Origin of the sequence: Gluconobacter sp. DsW_056 (assembly GCF_002153595.1) — a bacterium.
Taxonomy (GTDB): domain Bacteria; phylum Pseudomonadota; class Alphaproteobacteria; order Acetobacterales; family Acetobacteraceae; genus Gluconobacter; species Gluconobacter albidus.
The window spans coordinates 264814-286655 of the sequence record NZ_JOPF01000010.1 but is presented as its reverse complement, the minus strand read 5'-3'; the positions used below and the strand labels follow the sequence as shown (position 1 = coordinate 286655).

Below are 21842 nucleotides of genomic sequence, written 5' to 3'. Positions count from 1 at the left end.
GGCGGATTTCGGTTCGCGGATGTAAAAAGCCCCCGGATGCCCAAGCATTCGGGGGCTTTTTTATATGATGCAGACAGGAAAAAAGCCCCATCCCCGGAAGGATGAGGCTTTTTGCCGTTTCAGACTGACTGGCTTCAGGCCGTCAGAGCTGTTTCTTCTGCAGACGTCGTCACCAGATAGGGGCCTGCGGCCAGGATCTGGATGGCGAGCATACCGAGGCTGTTCGGCTGACGGGCCGTCAGGGGCAGCATGGCGTTGCCGTTCGTCCAGCGGACAGGGGTGTTTTCCTGAACATCCCAGCCGCTGAGGTCTGCGTCCGTCAGGTGCTGGTCGATGCGGATCGTGTTGCCCGAGTCGAACAGCGTGACTTCACCCACCAGAACGCCGAGCTGGCGACGGTCGTCGACGAACGGTCCGACCGTTTCGCTCGGGCTGGATGTGCGGGACACGATGCGAACGCCTGTCACGTCGGACGGGATCATGAACATTGTGCGGCCGTTGGCGCTGCGGACCTGATGGATGGTCTGGCCCGTGCTGGCGACGAGGTACAGGCCGGCGTCTTCGGTCAGGGCCGGAGCGGCAACCGTGTTCTCGAGGCCTGCTGCGATGGCGCGGGCTTCGATTTCGCGGAAGATCGGCTCGACCACGTCCCGGCTGACGGACAGCGGGGCTGCTGCGTCGTCATTCCAGTTGCGCGCGCGGCCACCCAGCGAAACGACGCTGCCGTCCTGACGGAAGGACTGGCGGTTGCCGGTGTCGAGGTAGCTTTCCGTCAGCATGCCGTCTGCCATGATGACCGAGTGTTCGGCCGTTTCTACATGGAAGTAGTCATAGACGGCGATGGTGCGGTCATAGACCACCGAGCGGCCATTCACGAGCATACGGGCCGGAATGAAACCGCCATTGATGAACAGGCAGTGTTCCGGCGTGACCAGCATGTCTTTGTAAGGCACGCCTTTGGCGAGTGCGCCCTGCATGATGCGGACCGGGTAACCGGCTTCCGCATCGGCCAGACCAGCCTTGGCGATCATGTGAGAGCGGCCGGCCCAGGTGACGGTACGCTCGACGGTTTCGCCGTTCACGAATGCCAGAACCGTGCTGCCGAGGCGCAGGGTTTCGACAGCCACATCGCCTTCCGGCGTGCGGATCATGCTGCCTGCGAGGAAGCAGGGGGCGTTGCCGTTGTCTTCTACGACCCAGCCATTGCTGCCGTCCTGAACGATGGACGCATTGGCGGCGGGGACGAAGCCGTCTGCCGTATGGATGTTGCCGAAGGTTAGCAGGCGGCCGTCAGCCAGCGTGACCTGAAGCGTGTAGGACCCGTCGGTGTTCGGCGTGTAGGTGGCAGCCGTCGGCGCGGAGGACACACCGGAGATGCCGAAATGCGTATTGGAGGACACGCCGTTGATCACGACGCCCTGGGCATTCGGCGAGTCGGTGTGCAGCAGGCCATTGGCCTGGACGTACACCGTGTTGACCGTGTTCGGATCAACATTGATGGTGTTGATGTTTTCGCCCGGAGACAGGAACAGGCTGCTGTCCTGCGACAGGTTGAGCGTACCGCCCGACACCGACAGCGGATTGGTGGCAGCGCCAAGCGTGGCGTTGATCAGGTTGATCGTGCCGGCGTTGTTGACGTTGTTTGTATCGAACACGACGTTGTTGTCGTTGTTCATGATGGTGAGGACGCCACCGTCACGGTTGGCGGAGATGCCACCAAGCTCGACCCGGCCTGCGGTGTTGATCAGGATCGTGCCGCTGTTTTCGAAACCCGCCGTCGTGAAGACGTAGCCGCTATAGGTGCTGTCGGCCTGTGCGGTGATTTCCAGCGTGCTGTTCTGCCAGACGCTGAGGCTGCGGATCTGGTTGTAGGACGGCGCGTTGGCGACGACGACGTTCGGCGTGGTGTTGCCGTAATAGCCGACGTTGACGTCAGCATTCTGCTCGCTCTGCGGAACGGCGTTGCCGCTGAAGGAATTGCCGGACGTGTCAACGACATTGCCGACACCGTCATACAGCGTCCAGTTCTTCGGATCGTACCAGTCGCCACCCGTCGCGGAGCCGGTCCAGCGCCATGTGTTGTCATGGGTGTGGTAGCTGACGGAGTTGCTGCTGTACTGCGACGTGTCGCCACCGGCTGCAGCCGCTGCGGCTGCCGTTGCGGCAAGCTGCTGGTGCAGGTCGCTGGTGACATACGAGGCCGGAGCCGTTGCGGTGCCAGCGTCTTCGATGAGCCAGCCGTTCGAGCCGTCCTGGACGATCGTGGCCTGTGCAGCAGGCGTATAGCCGTCTGCGACGTTGACCGTCGGGTAGGTGATGGCGTGGCCGTTATCGAGAGTGATCGTCAGCGTGTAGGAGCCGTCGGTGTTGGCTTCATACGTGGCGGAGACCGGCTTGGAGGAGCCACTCAGGATGCCGAAATGGGTGTTCTCGGAAACGCCGTTGATGACGGTGTTCTGGACGGAGCCACTGCTGTTGGAGAAGCGGTCGTTGACATACAGCGTATTGACGGTTGCCGGGTCGACGTTGATCGTGGAGCCTTCGCCGTACAGGTTCGCAATGAGCGTGCTGTTCTGCTGAAGGTTGATCGTGCCGCCGGAAACGCTGATGGGCGTTGCAAGAGTGCCGAGGGTCGAGTTGACGAGGTTGAGCGTGCCGTTGTTCAGCTGCGCGTCGTCAAATGTCACATTGCCGTTGTTGTTCAGGATCGTCAGGGTGCCGTCGCCCGATGTCACGCCGCCGAGTTCGACCTTGGACGGGGTGTCGATGATGACGGTGCCGTTGTTCTGCAGACCGGCGCTTGAGAAAACGTTGCCGTTTCCACCCTGTGCGGTGATCTTCAGGGTGCTGTTCTGCCAGACGCTGAGGCTGCGGATCTGGTTGTAGAGGACGGCATTGGACACGACGACGTTTGGCGTGGTGTTGCCGTAATAGCCGACGTTGACGTCAGCATTCTGCTCGCTCTGCGGGATGGGGGTGCCGCTGAACGCGTCGGAGGACGTATCAACCGGCTGACCGGCATCCGTCAGGACCCAGTTGCTGGGATCGGTCCAGTCACCGCCCGTTGCGGGGCCAACCCAGCGCCAGGAATAGTCGTGCTCGTGAAAGCTGGTTTCGCCAGTGTTGTAGCTGGCGTTGTCACTGCCGGCGGGCGTGATGTCGTCGGTGGTCGTATCGGCCATGATCAGATCTTTCCGAAAAATTTCCGGCACGGACTCGCCGGAGTGTGTTTGAGAATTGCTAACGTGTTCAATTACTGTTCGCAAGTTAATAAGGTGTAAATAGCTGTCGCACTTTCGAACAATTTTGTCATTTTTTTGTGTGGATGCCTTTTTTGCAAGGCTTGCGCAAAGCAGACCCGGAACGACGTCAATGCGTTCTGGAGTGCCGCCCCTGAGTGCCGGGTGTGGCGTGATGGCGACGCATGCGGTATGCTGGGAAAACCGAATTCTAGTGTGGTGACCTGTCTTGACCGAGCTGACCGAGCCGACTGATCTGACCCCTTCCGGCCGTCTTCCTGTGACGATCGAGGAGGAAATGCGCTCCTCCTATCTGGCTTATGCGATGTCCGTGATCGTATCGCGTGCACTGCCGGATGTGCGGGATGGTCTGAAGCCGGTTCATCGCCGTATTCTCTATGCCATGCGCGAAAGCGGCTTCACGGCCGACAAGCCCTATCGCAAGTCCGCGCGTGCGGTTGGTGACGTGATGGGTAAATACCATCCGCATGGTGACAGCTCGATTTATGACGCCATGGTCCGGATGGCGCAGCACTGGTCGATGCGCGTCAAGCTGATCGACGGCCAGGGCAATTTCGGATCGGTCGATGGCGATAGCCCGGCCGCCATGCGTTACACCGAGGCCCGTCTGGCCAAGGCGTCGTCCTTCCTGCTGGACGATATCGACCGCGACACTGTCGATTTCCAGCCGAACTATGACGAGAGCGAGAACGAGCCGAAGGTTCTGCCGGCGGTCTTCCCGAACCTGCTTGTCAATGGCGCGGCCGGTATTGCCGTGGGCATGGCGACCAATATTCCGCCGCATAATCCGGGTGAGGTGATTGACGCCACGCTGGCGATGATTGCCAACCCGGACATCGAACTCGACGAGCTGATGCAGATCATCCCGGGGCCGGATTTTCCGACGGGCAGCATCATCATGGGGCGCAGCGGCATCCGCCGTGCCTATGAGACGGGTCGCGGGTCCATTCCGGTGCGGGCACGTGCCGAGATCGAGGAAATCCGCAAGGACCGTCAGGCCATCATCATCACCGAGATCCCGTATCAGGTGAACAAGGCCACGTTGCAGGAAAAGATCGCGGATCTGGTCCGGGCCAAGGAAATCGAAGGCATTTCCGACATCCGCGACGAGTCCGACCGGTCGGGAATGCGTGTCGTCATCGAGCTCAAGCGCGATGCGACGCCGGACGTGGTTCTGAACCAGCTCTACCGTTTCACGCAGCTTCAGACGTCCTTCAGTGCCAACATGCTGGCGCTGGACGATGGCAAGCCGCGGACGATGGGGCTGAAGGACATTCTGGAAGCCTTCCTGCGCTTCCGTGAGGAAGTCATCCTGCGCCGTGCCCGGTTCGATCTGAACAAGGCGCGTGACCGCGGGCATCTGCTGGTCGGTCTCGTTCTGGCTGTTGCGAATATCGACGAGGTCATTGCGCTGATCCGTGCGGCCCCGGATGCTGCAACGGCGCGTGAATCGCTGATGGCGCGTGAGTGGGATGCGTCTGAAGTTATTCCGCTGCTCGAGCTGATCCACGACGAAGGCAATGTCATCATCAATGGCAAGGTCCGTCTGACGGAAGCGCAGGCACGCGGCATTCTTGAGCTGCGCCTGCAGCGCCTGACGGGCCTTGAGCGCGAGAAGATCCAGGGAGAGCTGGGGGACGTCGCCGTCAAGATCGGCGAACTGCTCCAGATCATCGAGAGCCGCCCGCGCCGGATGGAAGTCATGCGCGAGGAGCTTCTGGCGGCCCGTGCGGAAGTTGCGACCCCGCGTGCGACGGAAATTTCCGATGCGCTCGGCGACCAGACGGATGAAAGTCTGATCGAGCCGGGGCAGATGGTCGTGACCATCACGCGCGACGGCTTCATCAAGCGGACCCCGCTGGAAGTTTTCCGGTCGCAGAACCGGGGTGGTCGTGGTCGGACGGCTTCGGGGCGTCGCGGCGATGACGTGATCATCCGCAGCTTCAACGCGCATACGCATCAGTGGGTGATGTTCTTCTCGTCTGGTGGCAAGGCCTACCGGATGAAGGTCTGGCATCTGCCGGAAGCCGCGCCGACCGCCAAGGGCCGGGCGCTGGTCAACCTGCTGCCGGAACTGGGAACGGATTCCATCACGGCGGTTCTGCCGCTGCCGCAGGATGAGGAGCTGTGGGACGACCTGCACCTCGCTTTCGCGACGGCCAGCGGCAATGTGCGCCGGAACCGTCTGAGCGATTTCCGCAATATCCGTGCCTCTGGCCTGATCGCCATGAAGCTCGACGAGGGGGATTCCCTCATCGGTGTGGCCACGTGTCGGGAAGGTCAGGATGTGTTCCTGGCGACGAAGAACGCGCGCTGCATCCGCTTCCAGATCACGGACGAGACGCTGCGCGTGTTTGCCGGCCGTGGCAGCACGGGCGTGCGTGGCATCCGTCTGGGTGACGGGGATGCGGTAATTTCGCTGTGCATCCTCAACCATGTGGATGCCAGCGTCGAAGAGCGTTCGGCCTATCTGCGGATGGCCAATGCCAAGCGTCGTGCCGAAAATGCGGCCCTGGACGACAGTTCCGAAGACGAGACGGTGTCTGGTGACGAGGAAACCGTCGAAATCACCGGCGATCTGACGCAGGAGCGCTTCGAGGAGCTGGAACAGCAGGAGGAAATCCTCCTGACCGTTACCGATGGCGGCTATGGCCGTCGTTCTTCGGCCTATGATTACCGCGTGTCTGGCCGTGGCGGTCAGGGCATCACCAATATGACCTTCTCCGCGAATCGTCGCGGCAAGGAAGTGGTGGGCACGCTGCCGACGCTTGATGGCACGGACGTCATGCTGGTTACGGATACGGGGCGTCTGATCCGTCTGCCGGTCTCGCAGGTCCGTGTCATGGCGCGTCAGGCCAGCGGTGTGACGCTGTTCCGCCTGAATGACAGCGAAACCGTCATCTGCGTCTTCCCGGTTCTGGAAGATGACACGGAAGAGGGCGATGCCGACGAGACTGTGGTCTCTGAAGCTCCCGCCGCAGGTGATGATGCTGCACCTGACGCCTGAGGCGCGGACGGATCCGCGTGTCGGGTTTTATCCCGGCACGTTCGATCCGGTCACGTTCGGGCATCTGGACATCATCCATCGGGCCTCTGCGCTGTTCGACCGGCTGCTGGTCGGGGTGGCGGTCAATGAAGGCAAGCAGCCGCTTCTGGATCTGGAGGCGCGACTCTCGGCTCTACGGCATGAGGTGGACAAACTGCCGCATGGGGAGCGGATCGAGGTTGTTGGCTTCGATACGCTTCTGGTGGATGCTGTGCGTCAGGCGGGCGCGGGCACGGTTGTGCGCGGCCTTCGGTCCGGGGGCGACTTCGATTATGAGAGTCAGCTTTCTGGCGCATTGCGTCGTCTGGCCCCGGAAATCGAGACGGTTTTCCTGCTCTCTTCCGAAGAACATCGCAGCACGGCCAGCCGTATCGTGAAGGAAATCGCGCGGTTGGGGGGAGATATTTCACCCTTCGTCAGCGAAGATGTTGCACATATCGTCTTGTCGAAACTGGGCCGAGGGCCGACATAGGAACCTTCAACGATTTCTGGAAGGTTCCAAGATGTCCGATACTGCAGTGCCCGACGGCAACAAGCTGGTTTTCGAGCTCAAGACTGGCAAGGTGGTCATCGAGCTGCGCCCCGATCTGGCGCCTCTGGCTGCCGAGCGCCTCAAGCTGCTGGCCAGCGAGGGGTTTTATGATGGCGTGAAGTTCCATCGTGTGATCGAAGGCTTCATGGCGCAGGGCGGCGATCCGACGGGAACCGGCACGAGCGGCAGCTCCTATCCGGATCTCAAGGCCGAGTTCACGAATGCCGCCAAGTTCGAGCGTGGCACGGTTGGCATGGCCCGCACGATGGCCCCGAACTCCGCCAACAGCCAGTTCTTCATCATGTTCGCTGCCAGCCCGCATCTGAACGGTCAGTACACGATCGTCGGTCAGGTGACTGAAGGCATGGAATATGTGGACCAGCTCAAGCGCGGTTCCGGCGCGGGTGGCGTGGTCAAGGACCCCGACATCATCGTCAAGGCATATGTCGAAGCCTGAATCTTGCCGAAAAGCGGATTTCAGAAAAGCCGGTGCAGTGATGCGCCGGCTTTTTTGTTGGGTTTTCCTGACAGCGTCAGCTCCGTTTCATAAAGAAAAAGGCGCCCTGTAACGGGGCGCCTTTCCTGTGGAGGGATCTGAGGGAGGGTGTCAGAAGCTGGCGTTGATCCGGCCGTAATAGTAACCGCCGGTGATGGGGACCTGCAGCGAGAACTGGTCGTAGATCTGGGCGCCGCGGGAGTTGTTGATCTGCGGAACGCGACGGGGGCGGACGTTGAAGACGTTGTTCGCACCGAGCGCCAGATGCCAGTGGCTGTTGAAGCGGTAGCCGACTTCGATATCAGTCAGCCAGCGCGGCGTATTCTTGAACTGCGCAAAACAGCTGTTGGAATAGGCCAGCTTGCCGCCGCTCGGGCAGGTGAGCGTCTTGTCCGTCCAGTCAGAGTAGGTCAGCATGTCCGTGGTCTCGCCGTAGCGGGTCTGACGCACGTTGAGGTCCCATTTCCCGATCGTATAAAACGCGTTCAGGATGATCTTGCTGCGCGGATAGGCGGTCGTGATGTAGCCGATGTTCTGCGCGTTCAGCAGTGGATTGCCGTTGGTGTCCGTTCCGTTGTGGTGCAGACGCGTCCGGTTCAGGTCCAGCGCCATGCTGAGGTTGAGGTTGCCAGCATTGTGGAAGCGGAACATGTAGTCCGCCTTGATGTCGAGACCCTGCGTGCGGGTGCTGGCGCCGTTGGTCATGTAATAGGCGGAGACGTTGTCGAGCGTGATGCTGTTCAGAGGCAGGGAGTATCCCATGGCTTCGATGGCATCGACGGCGGGCTGACCATTGACGGTACCACCGCCTACGATCCGGTCACGCAGATTGATCTGATACACGTCTGCTTCGACGTGGAAGTTCTTCACGGGCTCCAGGACGATGCCACCGCTGGCGCTGACGGAGCGTTCCGGCTTCAGGGCGCTGGCGCCGAGAATGCGGGCGGCCGTTGAGTTGACGGGCAGCAGACCGGAGGCGCCGGTCGGGTCCACGTTCATGGCGCTGTAGTGCTGTTCGGCCAGCGTCGGTGCGCGGAAGCCGGTGCTGATCGTGCCACGGATCGCAATGCGCTTGCTCACGTCATAGCGGGTCGAGACCTTGCCGTTTTCCGTGTTGCCGACATCCGTGTAGTGCTCGAATCGTCCTGCGAAATCGAGATCCCAGTGCGGGAGCGGGTGGAAGTCGCCATCGACATAGGCGGCCCAGATGTCACGGCTCCAGTTGCCGGCGCTGTTGGGGCCGAGGCCGGCATAGCCCTGCGTGCCGCCCAGTTCATAGGAGGGCGGGGTGCCTGCCTTGATTTCATAGGTTTCGAGGCGGTGTTCGCCACCGAAGGCCAGCGTCATGGGAACGACGTTGGCGATATTGAAGTGACGGCGGAAGTCCAGATTGTTGGTCCACTGTGCCATGCGATAGGTTTCGGCACGCGTTGTATTGGGGGACCAGCCGCAGCCATCGGTCGAATAATAGGACGAGCTCGGGTCGGTTGAGCACGTGCTGGCGAGCATGCCGGTATTGGCGGTGTTCTTGTTGCCAATCTTGTTGCCATCGGCGCCGTATGTGGTGCTCAGATCCCAGTCGAAGCCCAGGAAGTTGTCTCCCTTGAGGCCCAGCGTGGCGGCGTAGTCGTTTTCTTCCGACGTTTCGAGCGGGGAGAAGCCCGCCGGATACATGCTGGGCGCGATGACGGGCGTGCGGTAGTTTTCATATGCTTCGCCGTGGCGGTGCATATAGGTGATGAGGCCGTAGAAATTCACGCCTTCGGTGATGGTCTTGCCAAAGTCGATGGCGAGGCTTTCGCGGGTTTCTTCCGGCGTGCTCATGATCTTGTTGGAATTGGTCGGCACGTTCATCGCATTCGGAACAATACCGTTATAGTAGCCCGTTGTGGTGGCGTTGGTGGGCCAGCTTCCGATCAGGCGGTGATCCTTTGCGCCGACGACCATGTGATCCGTGTGATAGACTTCGCCGCTGAGGTGCAGGTAGCCGTCACTGCCCCATTTCACACCGCCATCAGCGCCGACCTTGTACTGCCAGCCGTCGCCGTTATAGGCGTTTGCGCCGGTCTGCACGGTGGTCTGCATGCCGTGGGCCTGCTTTTTGGTGATGATGTTCACCACACCGGCAATCGCGTCCGAGCCGTACATCGCGGCCGCGCCGTCTTCCAGCACTTCGATGTGGTCGATGGCATTTGCGGGGATCGTGTTCAGATCGGCGCCGGTGGAGCCGAACTGCGGACCCGCGTCGGCTGTGATGTTTGCGGTGTTGTGGCGGCGCTTGCCGTCCACCAGAACCAGCACTTCGTTCGGGCCGAGACCGCGCATCTGGATGGAAGATGTCAGGGCCGCAGAATCCGCGCCCATCGCCACCACGTTGATGGAAGCATAGGTCCGGGTCAGGGCGTCCGAGAGGTTCAGCATGCCGGAGCGGCGGAGCGTCGCGGCAGAGACCACGGTGACGGGGGACGTGCTTTCGCGGGCCTTGCGGTTCGTCGCGTGGGTGCCTGTGGTGACGTTGATCGTCTCGGCTTCACCCGCGAAGTTGACTTCGGTCTTTTTCTTGCGCGGTGCGGCAGTCGCCGTCTTCGCGACTGGAGCGCTGGCGGGGTGTGCGGTTGCGTGAGTGCTGCTGCCGGTCCGGGCAGTGTGATGACGGACAGGGTGAGTGGTTGTTGTCGCGGCAAGAGCGGACATACACGGGATGACGGAAACGGCTGTTGTTACAAGCAGGGAGATGCGGTGCCGGGATTTCATTATTACTCTTTGTACCTCCATAAGACACCGCCCTTGGGTTCAGAGGGGGGTTCAGGAGAGTAATGATAAAAACTCGTTACATGAAAGTAGCAAAAACGATTTCTGAAACAGTTTTTCTTCCTGTTGCAGGTTGGCAACAAAGAGGTTTTACGGTCCGGATTAGGGGAATGAAATTTCTGGTAGGTACTTTTCGGAGAAATATAGTTTTGTTTGTTTCACTGTGTGTGAGAAAGGCGGTTTGCCAGCTCTGTTTTATGTTATTTGATCGTATCGGATATGGTTGGCGGGCATAAGAAAGCTGCGGCCGTTCCTGTTCGGTAATGGGCGCTGTCGATCATTCAGATCAGTCGTCCAGACGCACTGTCCGGTTGCGTTTGATGCCTGCCCGGTGGGACTTCCCATCCAGACGTCGCTGTCTGGCGGCCTTTCCGGGGCGTGTGGCGACGCGGAACGCCGGACGATGGGCGGCTTTCCGGATCAGTTCTGCCAGACGTTCGATGGCGTCTTCGCGGTTACGCTGCTGTGTCCGGAAGCGACGGGCGGTGATGATGATTTCACCATTCTGCGTGGCCCGGCTGCCAGCCAGTTCGATCAGGCGGGTTCTGATCCGGTCTGGCAGGGCGGGAGATCGTGCGGCGTCGAAGCGGAGCTGGGCGGCCGTCGCCACCTTGTTGACGTTCTGCCCGCCGGGACCTGACGCCAGAATATAGGTCACCTTCAGTTCGTCGTCTTCGAGTGCGAGACCGGGAAGAATCTGGATTGGCATCTGTTTCTTCCTTTCCGGGCTGAAAAGCGGCGTCTGGGATGTGGAGGTAGAACGTGGGGCGCCCATAGCCTCTTTTGCGGGGAGAAGCCATGTCTGGAGAAATGTTGGACCTGTTTTTCGCGGCTGTGAGGTTGACGCCCTTATGGGTTGTGGGGTAGCCAGCGTGCGGATGAACCGGTAGCTCAGTTGGTAGAGCATTCGACTTTTAATAGGTTCTCCCTCTCTCCTAGAAAATATCAAATCCTATAAGTGCTTGATTTTGCTTGTGGTTGTCCTTTTTGGGAACTGACAGCACGCTTAGCAAAGCCCTAGCAAAGCATTCTTTAACGCTTTCTGGGTTAAGCAAACTCAAGGGGTTAAGCGCGATGAAGCAAAGTAGCAGCAAAGACAGCCGACCATTAGCACGTCAGCCTAAGCAACCCTTCACACTGTATCAGCAGTCAAATACCAAAAACTGGCTCGTTCGATTCTCCATCAAAGGCAAAGGCCAGCAGCGTAAGAGCCTCGGTACCGACGATCACAATCATGCCTATGCACTTGCCTCGCGTTTTTATCACGAGTGCTTGATACGGGCAGAGCAGGGGCTGGCGGTAAAGACGAAAAGCGTCCGTGGGATTGCTGCGGATTGGTTAGCCGTCGGAAAGCTAACGAATCCAGAGAAGACAGCCCTAACACGTTACATCGTTGGTTTCTGGGGAGAAGATAAGCCCGAATCTATCACGAGCCGGACTATTGCGAAGTTTCAAAGATGGCGCGAGACCTATTGGATTGATGGCCCAGGACGCGATGTCAAATATGTCGAGTATGAGCGGGACGGCAAAAGTGTAAGAAGACCGCCGACTCGTAAGATACCATCTGAATCGACCCGACATGCAGAAGAGATCGTTCTCCGCAAGTTTCTTAAGTTTTGTCTCAATGAGGGCTACATCAATCGCATTCCCGAGTTCGAGAAGACAAAGGTATCAATCAACGCCCGTCCAAGTTTCACCGAAGATGAGATGACGGCATTGATCAATCACCTGCTCAATGGTGTCACGAGATCGAACGGCGATGAGAAGAAATACTACGAAGCTTATATGCTCGCCGTATATGTCGAGACAATGCGTGGTTCAGGAATGCGTCCAACGGAATGCCAGCGATTACGCTGGTGCGATTTCAAAGGCATAAACTTCCTTGAGCCCAAGGAGCATTCTGCCGACAAGTTTGGCATACAGGTTTATGGCAAAGGGAAAGAAGGTCGAACATTAGTGCCTTGGCACAACGTCGGGTTCTTTCTCAACACGCTTTATCTCCTACAAGTTGCTCGCGGTCTTCCGATGGAAAAGACGTCGTATGTGTGGCGGCACGTCGATGGCAGTCGTGTGAAGACATTCAATGACCAGATCGTTGAAGCTCTCACTGAATGTGGTTTGCGAACCGATTACAGAGGTCATCGACGCACCTCGTATTCATTCCGTCACTACTACATCACTCGGATGCTCAATGAGGGTGCCGACATTCATCTCATCGCGCGCAATGCCGGGACAAGCGTGAAGATGATCGAGGAATGGTACGCACATCGAGCAGTCGAACAGCACGCCGACAAACTCCGGCCTGCTTCAACGAACATAGATTTTACCGAGCATTCGAGCAGAGAGCCGAAGATCGAGTTTACCCTCAAAGATTAAGCACCAGAGCAGTAGCGTTATCCAAGCCCAGCGAACGTCACTCACTGGGCTTTTTCTATGTCCGGCTTCCCTGCTACTCGCGGTCACCGATCTCCAGCGAGTGATGATCTGAGGGCATTACCGCGCCATAGCCCCTGCTTTCCTTTGCTAAACAGGATAGCAAAGCAAAAAAGTTTTGGTTCGGTTTGTCCCGGATTTTGGCCGTTTTCATTCGATTGAGCATTTCTATAGACCAGTGGAAAGGAAGTAAAAAGTCCTTTTATGGCCACCTTTATTGTGTCATCTACAATGATATCAGCACGGAACAACGTCTGATCTTGGTTCTAAGCCAAGTATTTTTCACATATAAGCAAGGAGGCCGTAATGGCTAAAGTAAATCTGCGTGCGGATACCATTGTTGTGTCTGCAAAATCCCTCGAAGTTGAGACGGAAATGGCACTCGGTAGCCTCAATAGCATTCTGTCGATGGCAAAGCTCACACTCGATGAAGAGACCAAATCTCTTTATCTCAAAGGTAAAGAGTTTGCGGCTCGCTGCTACGCAGAAGAAGAGCGGGCGCGTGATCGGTTGATTAGCCAGATTGCGAATGCTTATGCACTCGGATGCAAACTGTTCGAGATGTCGAGCGCAGAGCGTAATATGCTTTACGCGACACATGGGCTTGCTGCGCCGGCCGAAAACCAAAACAAGTGGCTCCCGGTCATCCGAATGTATTTCGGTCGTTTCGATGCGGATAAACTGATCAACTATCCGGTAATTGGGAAATATCCTAAGTTTATTCGAAACCCGAGCCACGACAAGAATGCGTCGGTGCTCGCATATCTTGATCGGTACGACGTCGAGGCTGATAAGGCGGCTGATTTCATCCGTGACTTCAACGAGACCGATAGTAACGACAAGGCTTATCCGAAAGGTCTTGTGGGGATCAGAAAGGCGGAGAGGGATATCAATAACCCGTCCGTCGAGATGCGGAAAATCAAACGAGCCGACGACCTCAAACGTAAGGCCAAAACCTTGCCTGAAAAGCCGATTGGGTCTCTGACCTCAGATACGCTCGTGGTGGTTTACGGCTTGAATGTCGGGGGCAAGTTTCGCATTCTCGGAGAGTTGTCTGCTGCAATGTCTATGGCTCTCAAAGCCGTTGAGGCCACGAATACTTGTCCCCCGGAAGAGGAAAAGCAGCCTCCACTAACAATAGTAGAGGGGGAACCCACTCCAGCGGAGGTAACTCTGAAAGGAGCCGCGTAATGGGCAATCCGTATGTAACGAAGGAGGAGGGCAGCATTGCTGCCCTTGTTCCTGTCTATAACTGCCTACATGCGCTTCGTTATACCGAAGAACACACAGTTAAGTGGGAAACGTTCGTCAAACTGGGTGTCCTCGATGAGCAGAAGATGACTGCCGAGCGGGACAGATATGAGCAGGATAGAAGAGATCGGCATCACGCCCGAACGTTGTATCCTGATCTTTCTGGCGAAGCTGAGACGTACTTTCGGAAGGTGTCAGATACAGTGGCGTTTTTCGCCAAGAAGAAGAGGTCGAGGGGCCGCAGCCGAGGGAGCACGGTAGCCAGGACCTCTGCCAGTCACCTAAAGCGCGTGAGCGATGAAAAGGATCTTGTTCGCAAGCACGAGACGGTCCTCGAAGATGCTCAAGGTATCTGGGAAGAAATGACAGCGCAGGAGCAGTTATTCTTCCGAGAACCTAGGGAAGGCGAGATAGAGGCAACTCTTCATGTTCCCGTGATGGTCAGAAAAAGCGATTATGAGCTTACTGGTTCAGGAGAATCTGAAAAAGAGATCCTGAACAGGACTTTCATCGGAATCGTGGAGGATTACCTTAATGTATATGAGAAACCTCCAACGCAGGATCTAGGTCTACTGCTCGACCTTAGAGGGTGGTTAGCCAAGCTGAGATCAAACGACTGAATGAGAGCTCGTGACCACTTGTCACGATCTTATTCATATGTTGCACAACAACTTATATAAGGAGAGCCGTCGGTACTCATCTAGAGATATTTAATAGACACTATTACTACTGTAAGTAGTAACAGAGTCCAGTAAACACCCCCAGATGAATAACGAAAAATCTAAACCGGGCTTGACGCCCGCGTCTTTTCGCTTTGCTCAAAGACGCGTCGCGTCATCCGGGTTTTCGGTCTTACGACCTGAGTCACCGGATGCCTACGGCGTCATTGCTCGCTCTAGCTCGCCAGTCCTGTACTTGTTGTCTTAGCCCTCCGGGCGCTCGCTACGCTCTGCGCTCCGTAAGGCTAAGAATTTGCTCGCGCTGAGCGCAGGTAAACCGGGACGCCCCTGAATAATGACACCTAAAGAAGCCCCAAAGTATAAATAGATATAAGAACAAAAGCTGATGGGACCAACCAATGCCATCGCGCATTGGTTCTCATCAGACGTAGTTCACAAAACCTTCTTTCTAAATGAACCCCTGATGAGCCCGTGGTTGGTCCCCTCATCAGGGGTTCTGCGCATTTAGAGAGGACTAACCAATGATTTTACATGAAAACACAGTTAAGCTTTTGAAGAAAAAGTTTCAATTCGCACAAGCATACCAGCGCAAAATGAACATTCATTTCGATCTTACCTTCGAAGATTACAAGAAGCTCTGGGTCAAGAACGTTGATGCCCTCATTCATCTCAACAACGCAGTTCTTCATGCCGTCGCACACGGAACTAACCAGACAATCAAACTGGATTACTGCCTCACATGGAAACCTCTTTACGTGAGAACAGGCGCGCCTATGAACATGCAAACGGCATGGATCAGATCAGCAGAAGAATCCAAGAGGGATTGCCGCTTGAAGCAAGGTGAGAAGAAGACCGAAAAAGCTAAGGCGAAACTTCGCAGACCTAAGGCCCCTTGGAGTGAAGAACGCAAGGCTAATCGTGCAGCAGCGATGAAGGGACGTAAAAGGGGTTCCTACAAAATCAAATAATAAACATGAAATAGGATACCCCATAAACTATCGACTTACTTGTTTTTTGTTCTAAATGATATTTTATATATCACATCATCCCACTTCCATTAGGCATGTTTACTATGTAGAATCCATCCTCTCTTTTGTTTATAGGATTATTTTCTTTAGTTATCCTCCACAATCTAGTATTTAGATTTTTTCTTTTGTCAGCCCCACCAGCATCATAACCATGCACCCTTAGTAAATGCAGTATGCTATCAACATCCATAGGGCCATTCATTTGAATAAAATGTATAACAAAAGATTCTAGTTCTTTTTCACTAATCCTTTGTAATCCATCAGATGGCGTGTCATCGACTTCGTTATTATATATATCATCAAGATATTTGAAAATAGTTTCTATGGAAACTTCACTATACTTAGATAAATCGTATAGCATCTTATCCAACTCAGCCATTTCAGCTTGAAGCTTTCTTCTTCGATTTGCAATATTCTCCATCGCTATCACAAGCGGATTTTCAGCCATACTTACCCCCTTTGAAGCGCCAAACGCACTCCACAAAAAGCAATAGCACCTACAAATACGGGAACAAATAAAAATCTTAATCCGCGAATATGAAGGCTTGCAATCAATCCGGGAGTATGAGACATCTGATCTCGGCCTTAAAAACGAAACAGGCCTGCCCTCGAGTACCAGTCGAAAGCAGGCCTATCTCGTTTTGCGGGGCAGCCACTATGTTAGGCATGGCTGCCAGATGCACCGGATAATCCAGCGCAGTGTGTTTGAACGCCGCTACGTTACGACATTCCTATGTATTGCTCAATGCCTCACACCACCCCAGTGGGAGCACGAGGATGTCTAAAAAATCCTTTCCGCCCGCACCAACCGGTTATCGGTATGTGTTTCGCCCTTGGCGTACATGCCCTATCACCGGCGATAAGCTCTACGCGAAAGCGTATGGCTTGCGTGCGTGGCCCATCTTAGTCGCAGAGTAAGATGGACATAGAAAACCCGGCCAACGAGCCGGGTTTTCTATTATTTAAGAGCCCCGTACAGTGCGGCGCAAGACCTCCAGCCCATGTATGCTACCCCAGAGAGACGGCATTCTATGACGCTCACTGACTAGAATCTACTCCCACTTCTCCTACATGATGATCGCGCATGAACTGCCAGAGTTGAACAGCAGCATCAGCGAGATGCTCGTCTGGATGCTCTATGCAATAGGTATGAATCCAACTCTTACGCCATTCGTAGGACGACTTCTCACCGATAGTAACGTTGATAGGAGCATCGGATTTTCGCGTAACCATCGCCCAACTGACTTGCCCATAGTTTAAGCCAGTGAGCAATCCTCCAACGTAACTATCAATCTGAAGCCGCCGACCATCATTTTCATCAGGCTTTCTATCGACCTCGATAACCTGCGCACATCGGATTACCGGTCCAAAAACATAAACATTCGTGGGTACCTTAACGCCAGCCCCATAGGCGAATGTTGCTCCGCATAAGATGCTCGTGCCAACAAAGTTCGTGATATGATTTTTGAAGTCTCTCTGATTACACTTCATCGGCTATCCTCACCCGAGACAAGCGGTTAACGCGCGAGAACCCCCCGCCCAAAAACCTGACACACGCCATATAACACAGGGTCTCGGGTTATTATCGCATCCGCAAACTTGGCTAGGGTTCATTATTCGAGTAAACCTATCTTCAATCACGGAGTAGCGCCCTAGTTAGAACTTCGCTCTCCGCTTGAAAACAATGTTTTCTCGGAGAGTTAGATATGGCGACTGATCTTGGTGCTTTCTTATTGGGTGCCATTAGCGGGCAAAACCTTCCAGCAATCTGGCGCATGATACCAGATGGAGTGAAAAGTCGGTGTGGGCAAGGCGTTGACCGCTTAACGGGTAGACTTACCCGCAAATGGGATCAAGAAGACAAAAAAGAAAACGCAGATGTCGATGACGACATCAAGAGAGAAAGCAATAAGTCAGAAGTTCAAAAGCACGTTCTTGAGCTGCTTGCTCCAGATATGGCGAAGACAATATCTGGTGATCCCGATTTGATGGAGCGCGCCATCGTTGAAACGATGGGCGATGCTTACCGCAAGCAGGAAAACAAAGAAGCTGTAGCGGAAGAAGCTCTCAAAGATATTGGAGAAAAACATACAGATAGCTCCGATACAAGTGAGGCCTTGGATGAAGACTGGCTCAACTTCTTCTCATCATACGCAGAAAAAGCCACCTCAGAACGCACCCGACAGCTTTGGGGCCGTATTCTTTCCGGCGAAGTGAGACACCCGGGCCGCTTTTCTTTACCAACCTTACGACTTTTGTCTGAGATTGATCAGAAAACTGCGGCGAGTTTTGTTGAAATCTCGTCATTTGCCATAGGGAATGCGATTTATTTTCCAAATGAATATAAGTCTGAACACTTCTCAGATCTCTTACGACTAGAAAATGCGGGACTAATCAACGGCATTAGCTCCCGCCTTACAGCAGTAATACAACAAAAATCTGATGCCCCGGCACATTTAATAGTTGACGATTTTATTGTAATAATAAAAACAAACGAGAATAAAATAAAGGAAAATGTAGAGATAGCCGCAATACCCCTTACTGATACAGGTTTAGAACTTATAAAAATCATTGATAAACCACAAAGCAATCCTAACAAAATCTCTAAGTTAGAAGCGGTACTGAAAGAAAATATTTCTATCTCAGGATACTCTATCCATAAGATACTACACAAACTCGGAAACAACGTACAATACGAGAATAATCCAATGTCCTCTTGGGATAGAAAATAAACACCAAATCTCATCATAACCTCCTAGTTTGGGAAACAAAGGTCAGATGAATCTCAATAGTAGTCAAAAAATAAAGCACCAAAGCCTCCGTTTATAGATCCGTTAAGGATTATATGAACAGCCGATACATGAAGACATCGTTATTCATACAATATTGTGCTCTAAAAAGCCCCATTCGGATTTTCCAGCTTTCGTGTGGGCATCATATTTCGCGCTACAACGCCTCATACCCTCCTTAGCTATGTTGGATACCCCACAGAACCTCGACGCTACTGCACGGCGCTCTCAGAGCGCCGTGCAGTAGCGTCTGAATTGTCACTTCGACTGTAGTCCAATCTGCGTCTTAAAAAATATTCAAAACAATAAGTAAGAGCAGAAGAAACCAATGTCCAAGGAGACAAAGCATGGATTACGAAAAGACCATCAATTTTAAGCCCGTCACGGTGAACAAGAGAACACTCGATAGCATCACTGTCGAACTCCCAAGCACAGTTCAGTGGGAAGCGGCTATCAAGGGTAAGACCGGATCAGACGGGGAACTACTACCCGGCAAATCAACCGAGTTCATGGTTGATCTTGTGGTCCAGTGCAGCGGCGAGACCGCACTTGCAGTTAAGAGCCTATGGCGCTGGGTTCTTGTGGATGCCTTTCGTTTTTTGACGGTAGCACCAGAGCAATCTGGGGAAGAAGCAACCGGGACATCAGACGAAACCGGGAACGAGTGACACGCAGCCTCGCAATGAGGCTCAACTGGACGCGGGTTCATCCCAACGATCCCCTCGGTATCTGGAACATGCCGGTCAGAGAACTCCTTGAATGGAATGAGTTCGTGGCGGAGCAGGACCGAAAGAACGAATAAGTAGAAATGAGGCCATAGACATTCCCTTCAACAAGTATGGGCTGCTCGACCGTCTATGGCCTCATCTGAAAGGAATAGATGGAATCAGCCCCTCTCCCGAACGCAGATAAGACAATCTCGAACGATGGCTTGACGCTCATTCAACGCTTCGAAGGTCTAAGCCTCAAAGCCTATAAAGATATCGCCGGTATACTCACGATTGGATACGGCCACACCGGCTCGGATGTGAAACCCGGCATGGTGATTAGCCCACAACAGGCACACGAACTACTGGCCCGAGATGCGAGCTTTGCCTCTGCTATCGTTAGGGCGAACGTCACCAGAGAACTGAGCCAGGGCGAATTCGATGCCCTCACGTCATTCGTGTTCAACATTGGTCCCGGTCGTCCGGGGGTTCGAGACGGCTTCGTGTGGCTCAAGAATGGCGAACACTCCACGTTATTGAAGCTGGTCAACTTCGGCCTACCCAAGCAAGCCGCCGATGAAATACTGGCGTGGAATAAATCCAATGGAAAATCAGTTCTGGGGTTAACCCGAAGAAGACAGGCAGAGCGCAAGCTATTTCTCACAGGAATAGTCAAGCCTATTTAAGTACGCATATAATGAATAGCCGCCTCCAATAAGTAAAATAGCGCAACATAAAACCAGAGCAATTATATTTTAGGAGACTGGTAATGTCATATAATATGAATAAAAGAGATATATTCAAGGGAACTTCATTAATTACTCAGCATAAGACTGAATACAATACATGGCACGCCATGAAACATCGCTGCACAAATCCGAAGATGGTCCGATATCAGGATTACGGCGCAAGAGGGATCACCGTCTGTAAGGAATGGCTAGACCCGCAATATGGCTTCTCGCATTTCCTCTGCGATATGGGCTGCAAGCCGTCACGTCATTACTCGCTGGATCGCATAGATAACGGGGCAGGCTACCGTCCTGATAACTGCCGTTGGGCTACCAGCAAAGAGCAATCCGCGAATAAGAGACCTAGCCGACGATCCGGCACACAGATTAGCAAAACACCTTACACCTATCAGGGCTGCACAAAGACTTGGAAGGAATGGTCAGATCTGTTCGCGATCTACTCGTGGAAGACGACATGCGAGAAGAAGAACCTCGGCCTCACTTTCGAAGAAGCGATGGGCCTGACAGGTCGCAGCAAACAGGGCCGCAAGCCAAAGGCATCAGCATGATACACCAGCAGTTACCGGATGGCTTCGATGCCCTAGATATCGAGCAGCAGAACATCGACCTATTGGATGGTCTCTATCACGTCATATTCCCGAAACCCAAACTGGCAAGCCTAGAGACGATGGAACAGGCAGTCTCGTGGTGTAAGATCAAAGGCCTCAGGATCAGATATATGTCTGATCTGACCTACGACAGACTGTCACCTGACCGGGATATCGTCTGGCTATCAGCAAGAGCAGAGTTCGGTGAAACTCTTTGGTTCCATCATCCCAGTGATGCGATAGCCTTCAAGTTAGCCTTTGCGTGAACCAGAAGCCGGTGGATCAAAAAACCATCGGCTTTCTTTTTGGCCACCAAGGCATTGTGGGTTCTCGGCTAGTGTCTTTTCGGTATGGCAGTTGATGCACAGACACATAAAATTGCTCTCGTCATACTGGAGGTCCGGTCGGTCCTTAACAGGTATGATATGATCGACGTGAAGGACCGAGGTAGCCTCTGTAGTGAGTACCCCCTTCTCCCAACATTTCACACAATAGGTATGTCGGTCTCGGTATTCGCGAGAAACCTTCCGCCATCTATTATCGTAAACAGGAGCAGTCTCTACCTTCTTCTTCAATGTTGGGACTGACACTCGTTTTAGCTGTCTGACTTTCTTCATTATGAACCTTAATAAGTATGATTATTACTATTTAAGGTGAAATCATGATTGTTAAGATACTAAAGACTCTGAATCCAAAGCTCATTGAAGGCCAGACAAAGAGTGTTCGCAAGTTCATCGGTGAGAAACTCATCGAGGACGGAGATGCGGAGTTCGTAGCCAGCGAACGTGATGATTCTGACCTTCTGTCGAAGTGAGGTGATTCATGTATACCTATCGCCAAGTCACCCCGACGAAGTGCCCGGTCGATCCGCTATTGATGCGAAAGGCTTGCTCACTACAAGACCCATCACGAATGGCTCTCATGCAGAGTTATGCAGAGATGGCCACCCAGTATATCGAAGGCGTTATCGGTGAACTCCTCGTCAGCGCACCAGTGAAATGGACAATCGCCAGAACACCGAATGAAAACTTTAACCACTACTTCAAAGCCTTGATGATGCCGACGATGTCCTTCGGCGGTAACTCATTCCTCACTGGGCAATGGATCAACCTACCCGGAAGAGCAACCAGTCTTGATAGCATGGTGATGTCGAGGCCCGCACAAGCCGATCAGACATTGGTAGAGAACGTCGATTATTTCACTGATCTCAACTCCAAACCGGCACGTTTCCAGCTCTCTTGGAACCAAGATATCTACGACGAGATGGCCCTATTCTCTTCGATAACGGTCAACTTCACTGGTGGTATCGCTGACAGCCCAGAGACGGTTCCGATGGATATCCAGATGGGCATCATCGAGATAGTCAAAAACATGATGTATTCTGGCGGATCAATGACGATGGACATTGATTCTCCGATGGTCCAGTCGATCATCAGAAATCATCAGAGAGTCTCGTTCGGTAGCAGGTGGTAA

19 protein-coding genes are annotated in these 21842 nt (G+C 54.2%); 13 read left to right on the top strand and 6 right to left on the bottom strand.

The features are described from left to right. Positions 1-134: 134 nt before the first annotated feature. Positions 135-3182, bottom strand: coding sequence for a Hint domain-containing protein (locus HK22_RS11055; protein WP_233142578.1), 3048 nt, complete (start codon positions 3180-3182; stop codon positions 135-137). 286 nt (positions 3183-3468) lie between these two features. Here HK22_RS11055 and gyrA point away from each other — a divergent pair, with 286 nt between their 5' ends. Genes gyrA through HK22_RS11040 form a run of 3 tightly spaced genes read left to right on the top strand, consistent with a single transcriptional unit; the run spans position 3469 to position 7295 of the window. After that, entirely contained in the window at positions 3469-6267 is a 2799-nt protein-coding gene (gyrA, locus tag HK22_RS11050; protein ID WP_198945535.1) for a DNA gyrase subunit A, read from the top strand. Continuing rightward, a complete protein-coding gene (coaD, locus tag HK22_RS11045; RefSeq protein ID WP_062031083.1) occupies positions 6248-6778 on the top strand; it encodes a pantetheine-phosphate adenylyltransferase in 531 nt (176 codons plus the stop codon). Before gyrA ends, coaD begins: the two co-directional genes overlap by 20 nt. A 31-nt stretch (positions 6779-6809) precedes the next feature. Continuing rightward, positions 6810-7295 (top strand): peptidylprolyl isomerase, encoded by a 486-nt coding sequence (locus HK22_RS11040; RefSeq protein ID WP_086649281.1) that lies wholly within the window; start codon positions 6810-6812, stop codon positions 7293-7295. A 150-nt stretch (positions 7296-7445) separates the two neighbouring features. On the opposite strand, the gene HK22_RS11035 is transcribed toward HK22_RS11040, so the two are convergent. Next, positions 7446-10088, bottom strand: coding sequence for a TonB-dependent siderophore receptor (locus HK22_RS11035; protein ID WP_086649280.1), 2643 nt, complete (start codon positions 10086-10088; stop codon positions 7446-7448). 343 nt (positions 10089-10431) lie between these two features. After that, positions 10432-10854: an alternative ribosome rescue aminoacyl-tRNA hydrolase ArfB gene (gene arfB / locus HK22_RS11030; protein WP_062031087.1), complete on the bottom strand. Its 423-nt coding sequence runs from the start codon at positions 10852-10854 to the stop codon at positions 10432-10434. A 365-nt stretch (positions 10855-11219) separates the two neighbouring features. Here arfB and HK22_RS11025 point away from each other — a divergent pair, with 365 nt between their 5' ends. From HK22_RS11025 to HK22_RS11010, 4 genes are all read left to right on the top strand, one after another. After that, positions 11220-12521, top strand: a complete 1302-nt coding sequence (locus HK22_RS11025) for a tyrosine-type recombinase/integrase (protein ID WP_086649279.1) — start codon at positions 11220-11222, stop codon at positions 12519-12521. A 363-nt stretch (positions 12522-12884) separates the two neighbouring features. Next, positions 12885-13769, top strand: a complete 885-nt coding sequence (locus HK22_RS11020) for a hypothetical protein (protein WP_086649278.1) — start codon at positions 12885-12887, stop codon at positions 13767-13769. Next, positions 13769-14449, top strand: coding sequence for a hypothetical protein (locus HK22_RS11015; RefSeq protein WP_086649277.1), 681 nt, complete (start codon positions 13769-13771; stop codon positions 14447-14449). Before HK22_RS11020 ends, HK22_RS11015 begins: the two co-directional genes overlap by 1 nt. A gap of 581 nt (positions 14450-15030) precedes the next feature. Continuing rightward, a complete protein-coding gene (locus tag HK22_RS11010; RefSeq protein ID WP_086649276.1) occupies positions 15031-15477 on the top strand; it encodes a hypothetical protein in 447 nt (148 codons plus the stop codon). A 70-nt stretch (positions 15478-15547) separates the two neighbouring features. Here the strand turns inward: HK22_RS11010 and HK22_RS11005 are convergent, their stop codons facing one another. Beyond that, positions 15548-15985 (bottom strand): hypothetical protein, encoded by a 438-nt coding sequence (locus HK22_RS11005; RefSeq protein ID WP_143412411.1) that lies wholly within the window; start codon positions 15983-15985, stop codon positions 15548-15550. Between the two features lie 590 nt (positions 15986-16575). Next, positions 16576-17028 carry a hypothetical protein gene (locus tag HK22_RS14975; protein WP_143412410.1) on the bottom strand — a complete coding sequence of 151 codons (453 nt, stop codon included), beginning with the start codon at positions 17026-17028 and terminating at the stop codon, positions 16576-16578. Between the two features lie 215 nt (positions 17029-17243). Here HK22_RS14975 and HK22_RS11000 point away from each other — a divergent pair, with 215 nt between their 5' ends. The 5 genes from HK22_RS11000 to HK22_RS10985 all read left to right on the top strand — a co-directional run bounded on the left by HK22_RS11000 (position 17244) and on the right by HK22_RS10985 (position 20635). Further along, positions 17244-18269, top strand: coding sequence for a DUF2806 domain-containing protein (locus HK22_RS11000; protein WP_086649274.1), 1026 nt, complete (start codon positions 17244-17246; stop codon positions 18267-18269). Between the two features lie 404 nt (positions 18270-18673). Further along, positions 18674-18994 carry a hypothetical protein gene (locus tag HK22_RS10995; RefSeq protein ID WP_086649273.1) on the top strand — a complete coding sequence of 107 codons (321 nt, stop codon included), beginning with the start codon at positions 18674-18676 and terminating at the stop codon, positions 18992-18994. Positions 18995-19206: 212 nt separating this feature from the next. Beyond that, complete coding sequence (locus HK22_RS10990) at positions 19207-19719, top strand: lysozyme (RefSeq protein ID WP_086649272.1); 513 nt, start codon at positions 19207-19209, stop codon at positions 19717-19719. A gap of 83 nt (positions 19720-19802) precedes the next feature. Further along, complete coding sequence (locus HK22_RS14970; protein ID WP_143412409.1) at positions 19803-20330, top strand: hypothetical protein; 528 nt, start codon at positions 19803-19805, stop codon at positions 20328-20330. After that, positions 20327-20635, top strand: coding sequence for a hypothetical protein (locus tag HK22_RS10985; protein ID WP_143412408.1), 309 nt, complete (start codon positions 20327-20329; stop codon positions 20633-20635). Before HK22_RS14970 ends, HK22_RS10985 begins: the two co-directional genes overlap by 4 nt. On the opposite strand, the gene HK22_RS15520 is transcribed toward HK22_RS10985, so the two are convergent. Then, positions 20621-20986 carry an HNH endonuclease signature motif containing protein gene (locus HK22_RS15520; protein ID WP_086649270.1) on the bottom strand — a complete coding sequence of 122 codons (366 nt, stop codon included), beginning with the start codon at positions 20984-20986 and terminating at the stop codon, positions 20621-20623. The two genes, HK22_RS10985 and HK22_RS15520, sit on opposite strands and share 15 nt — an antisense overlap. Positions 20987-21281: 295 nt before the next feature. Here HK22_RS15520 and HK22_RS10975 point away from each other — a divergent pair, with 295 nt between their 5' ends. Next, positions 21282-21842, top strand: coding sequence for a hypothetical protein (locus HK22_RS10975; protein WP_086649269.1), 561 nt, complete (start codon positions 21282-21284; stop codon positions 21840-21842).

Excerpts from the sequence above, each read along its gene's own strand:
- HK22_RS11055 (WP_233142578.1), bottom strand. The coding sequence starts at position 3,182 with ATGGCCGATACGACCACCGACGACATCACGCCCGCCGGCAGTGACAAC.
- coaD (WP_062031083.1), top strand. The coding sequence starts at position 6,248 with ATGCTGCACCTGACGCCTGAGGCGCGGACGGATCCGCGTGTCGGGTTT.
- HK22_RS11040 (WP_086649281.1), top strand. The coding sequence starts at position 6,810 with ATGTCCGATACTGCAGTGCCCGACGGCAACAAGCTGGTTTTCGAGCTC.
- HK22_RS11035 (WP_086649280.1), bottom strand. The coding sequence starts at position 10,088 with ATGAAATCCCGGCACCGCATCTCCCTGCTTGTAACAACAGCCGTTTCC.
- arfB (WP_062031087.1), bottom strand. The coding sequence starts at position 10,854 with ATGCCAATCCAGATTCTTCCCGGTCTCGCACTCGAAGACGACGAACTG.
- HK22_RS11025 (WP_086649279.1), top strand. The coding sequence starts at position 11,220 with ATGAAGCAAAGTAGCAGCAAAGACAGCCGACCATTAGCACGTCAGCCT.
- HK22_RS11020 (WP_086649278.1), top strand. The coding sequence starts at position 12,885 with ATGGCTAAAGTAAATCTGCGTGCGGATACCATTGTTGTGTCTGCAAAA.
- HK22_RS11015 (WP_086649277.1), top strand. The coding sequence starts at position 13,769 with ATGGGCAATCCGTATGTAACGAAGGAGGAGGGCAGCATTGCTGCCCTT.
- HK22_RS11010 (WP_086649276.1), top strand. The coding sequence starts at position 15,031 with ATGATTTTACATGAAAACACAGTTAAGCTTTTGAAGAAAAAGTTTCAA.
- HK22_RS11005 (WP_143412411.1), bottom strand. The coding sequence starts at position 15,985 with ATGGCTGAAAATCCGCTTGTGATAGCGATGGAGAATATTGCAAATCGA.
- HK22_RS14975 (WP_143412410.1), bottom strand. The coding sequence starts at position 17,028 with ATGAAGTGTAATCAGAGAGACTTCAAAAATCATATCACGAACTTTGTT.
- HK22_RS11000 (WP_086649274.1), top strand. The coding sequence starts at position 17,244 with ATGGCGACTGATCTTGGTGCTTTCTTATTGGGTGCCATTAGCGGGCAA.
- HK22_RS10995 (WP_086649273.1), top strand. The coding sequence starts at position 18,674 with ATGGATTACGAAAAGACCATCAATTTTAAGCCCGTCACGGTGAACAAG.
- HK22_RS10990 (WP_086649272.1), top strand. The coding sequence starts at position 19,207 with ATGGAATCAGCCCCTCTCCCGAACGCAGATAAGACAATCTCGAACGAT.
- HK22_RS14970 (WP_143412409.1), top strand. The coding sequence starts at position 19,803 with ATGTCATATAATATGAATAAAAGAGATATATTCAAGGGAACTTCATTA.
- HK22_RS10985 (WP_143412408.1), top strand. The coding sequence starts at position 20,327 with ATGATACACCAGCAGTTACCGGATGGCTTCGATGCCCTAGATATCGAG.
- HK22_RS15520 (WP_086649270.1), bottom strand. The coding sequence starts at position 20,986 with ATGAAGAAAGTCAGACAGCTAAAACGAGTGTCAGTCCCAACATTGAAG.
- HK22_RS10975 (WP_086649269.1), top strand. The coding sequence starts at position 21,282 with ATGGCTCTCATGCAGAGTTATGCAGAGATGGCCACCCAGTATATCGAA.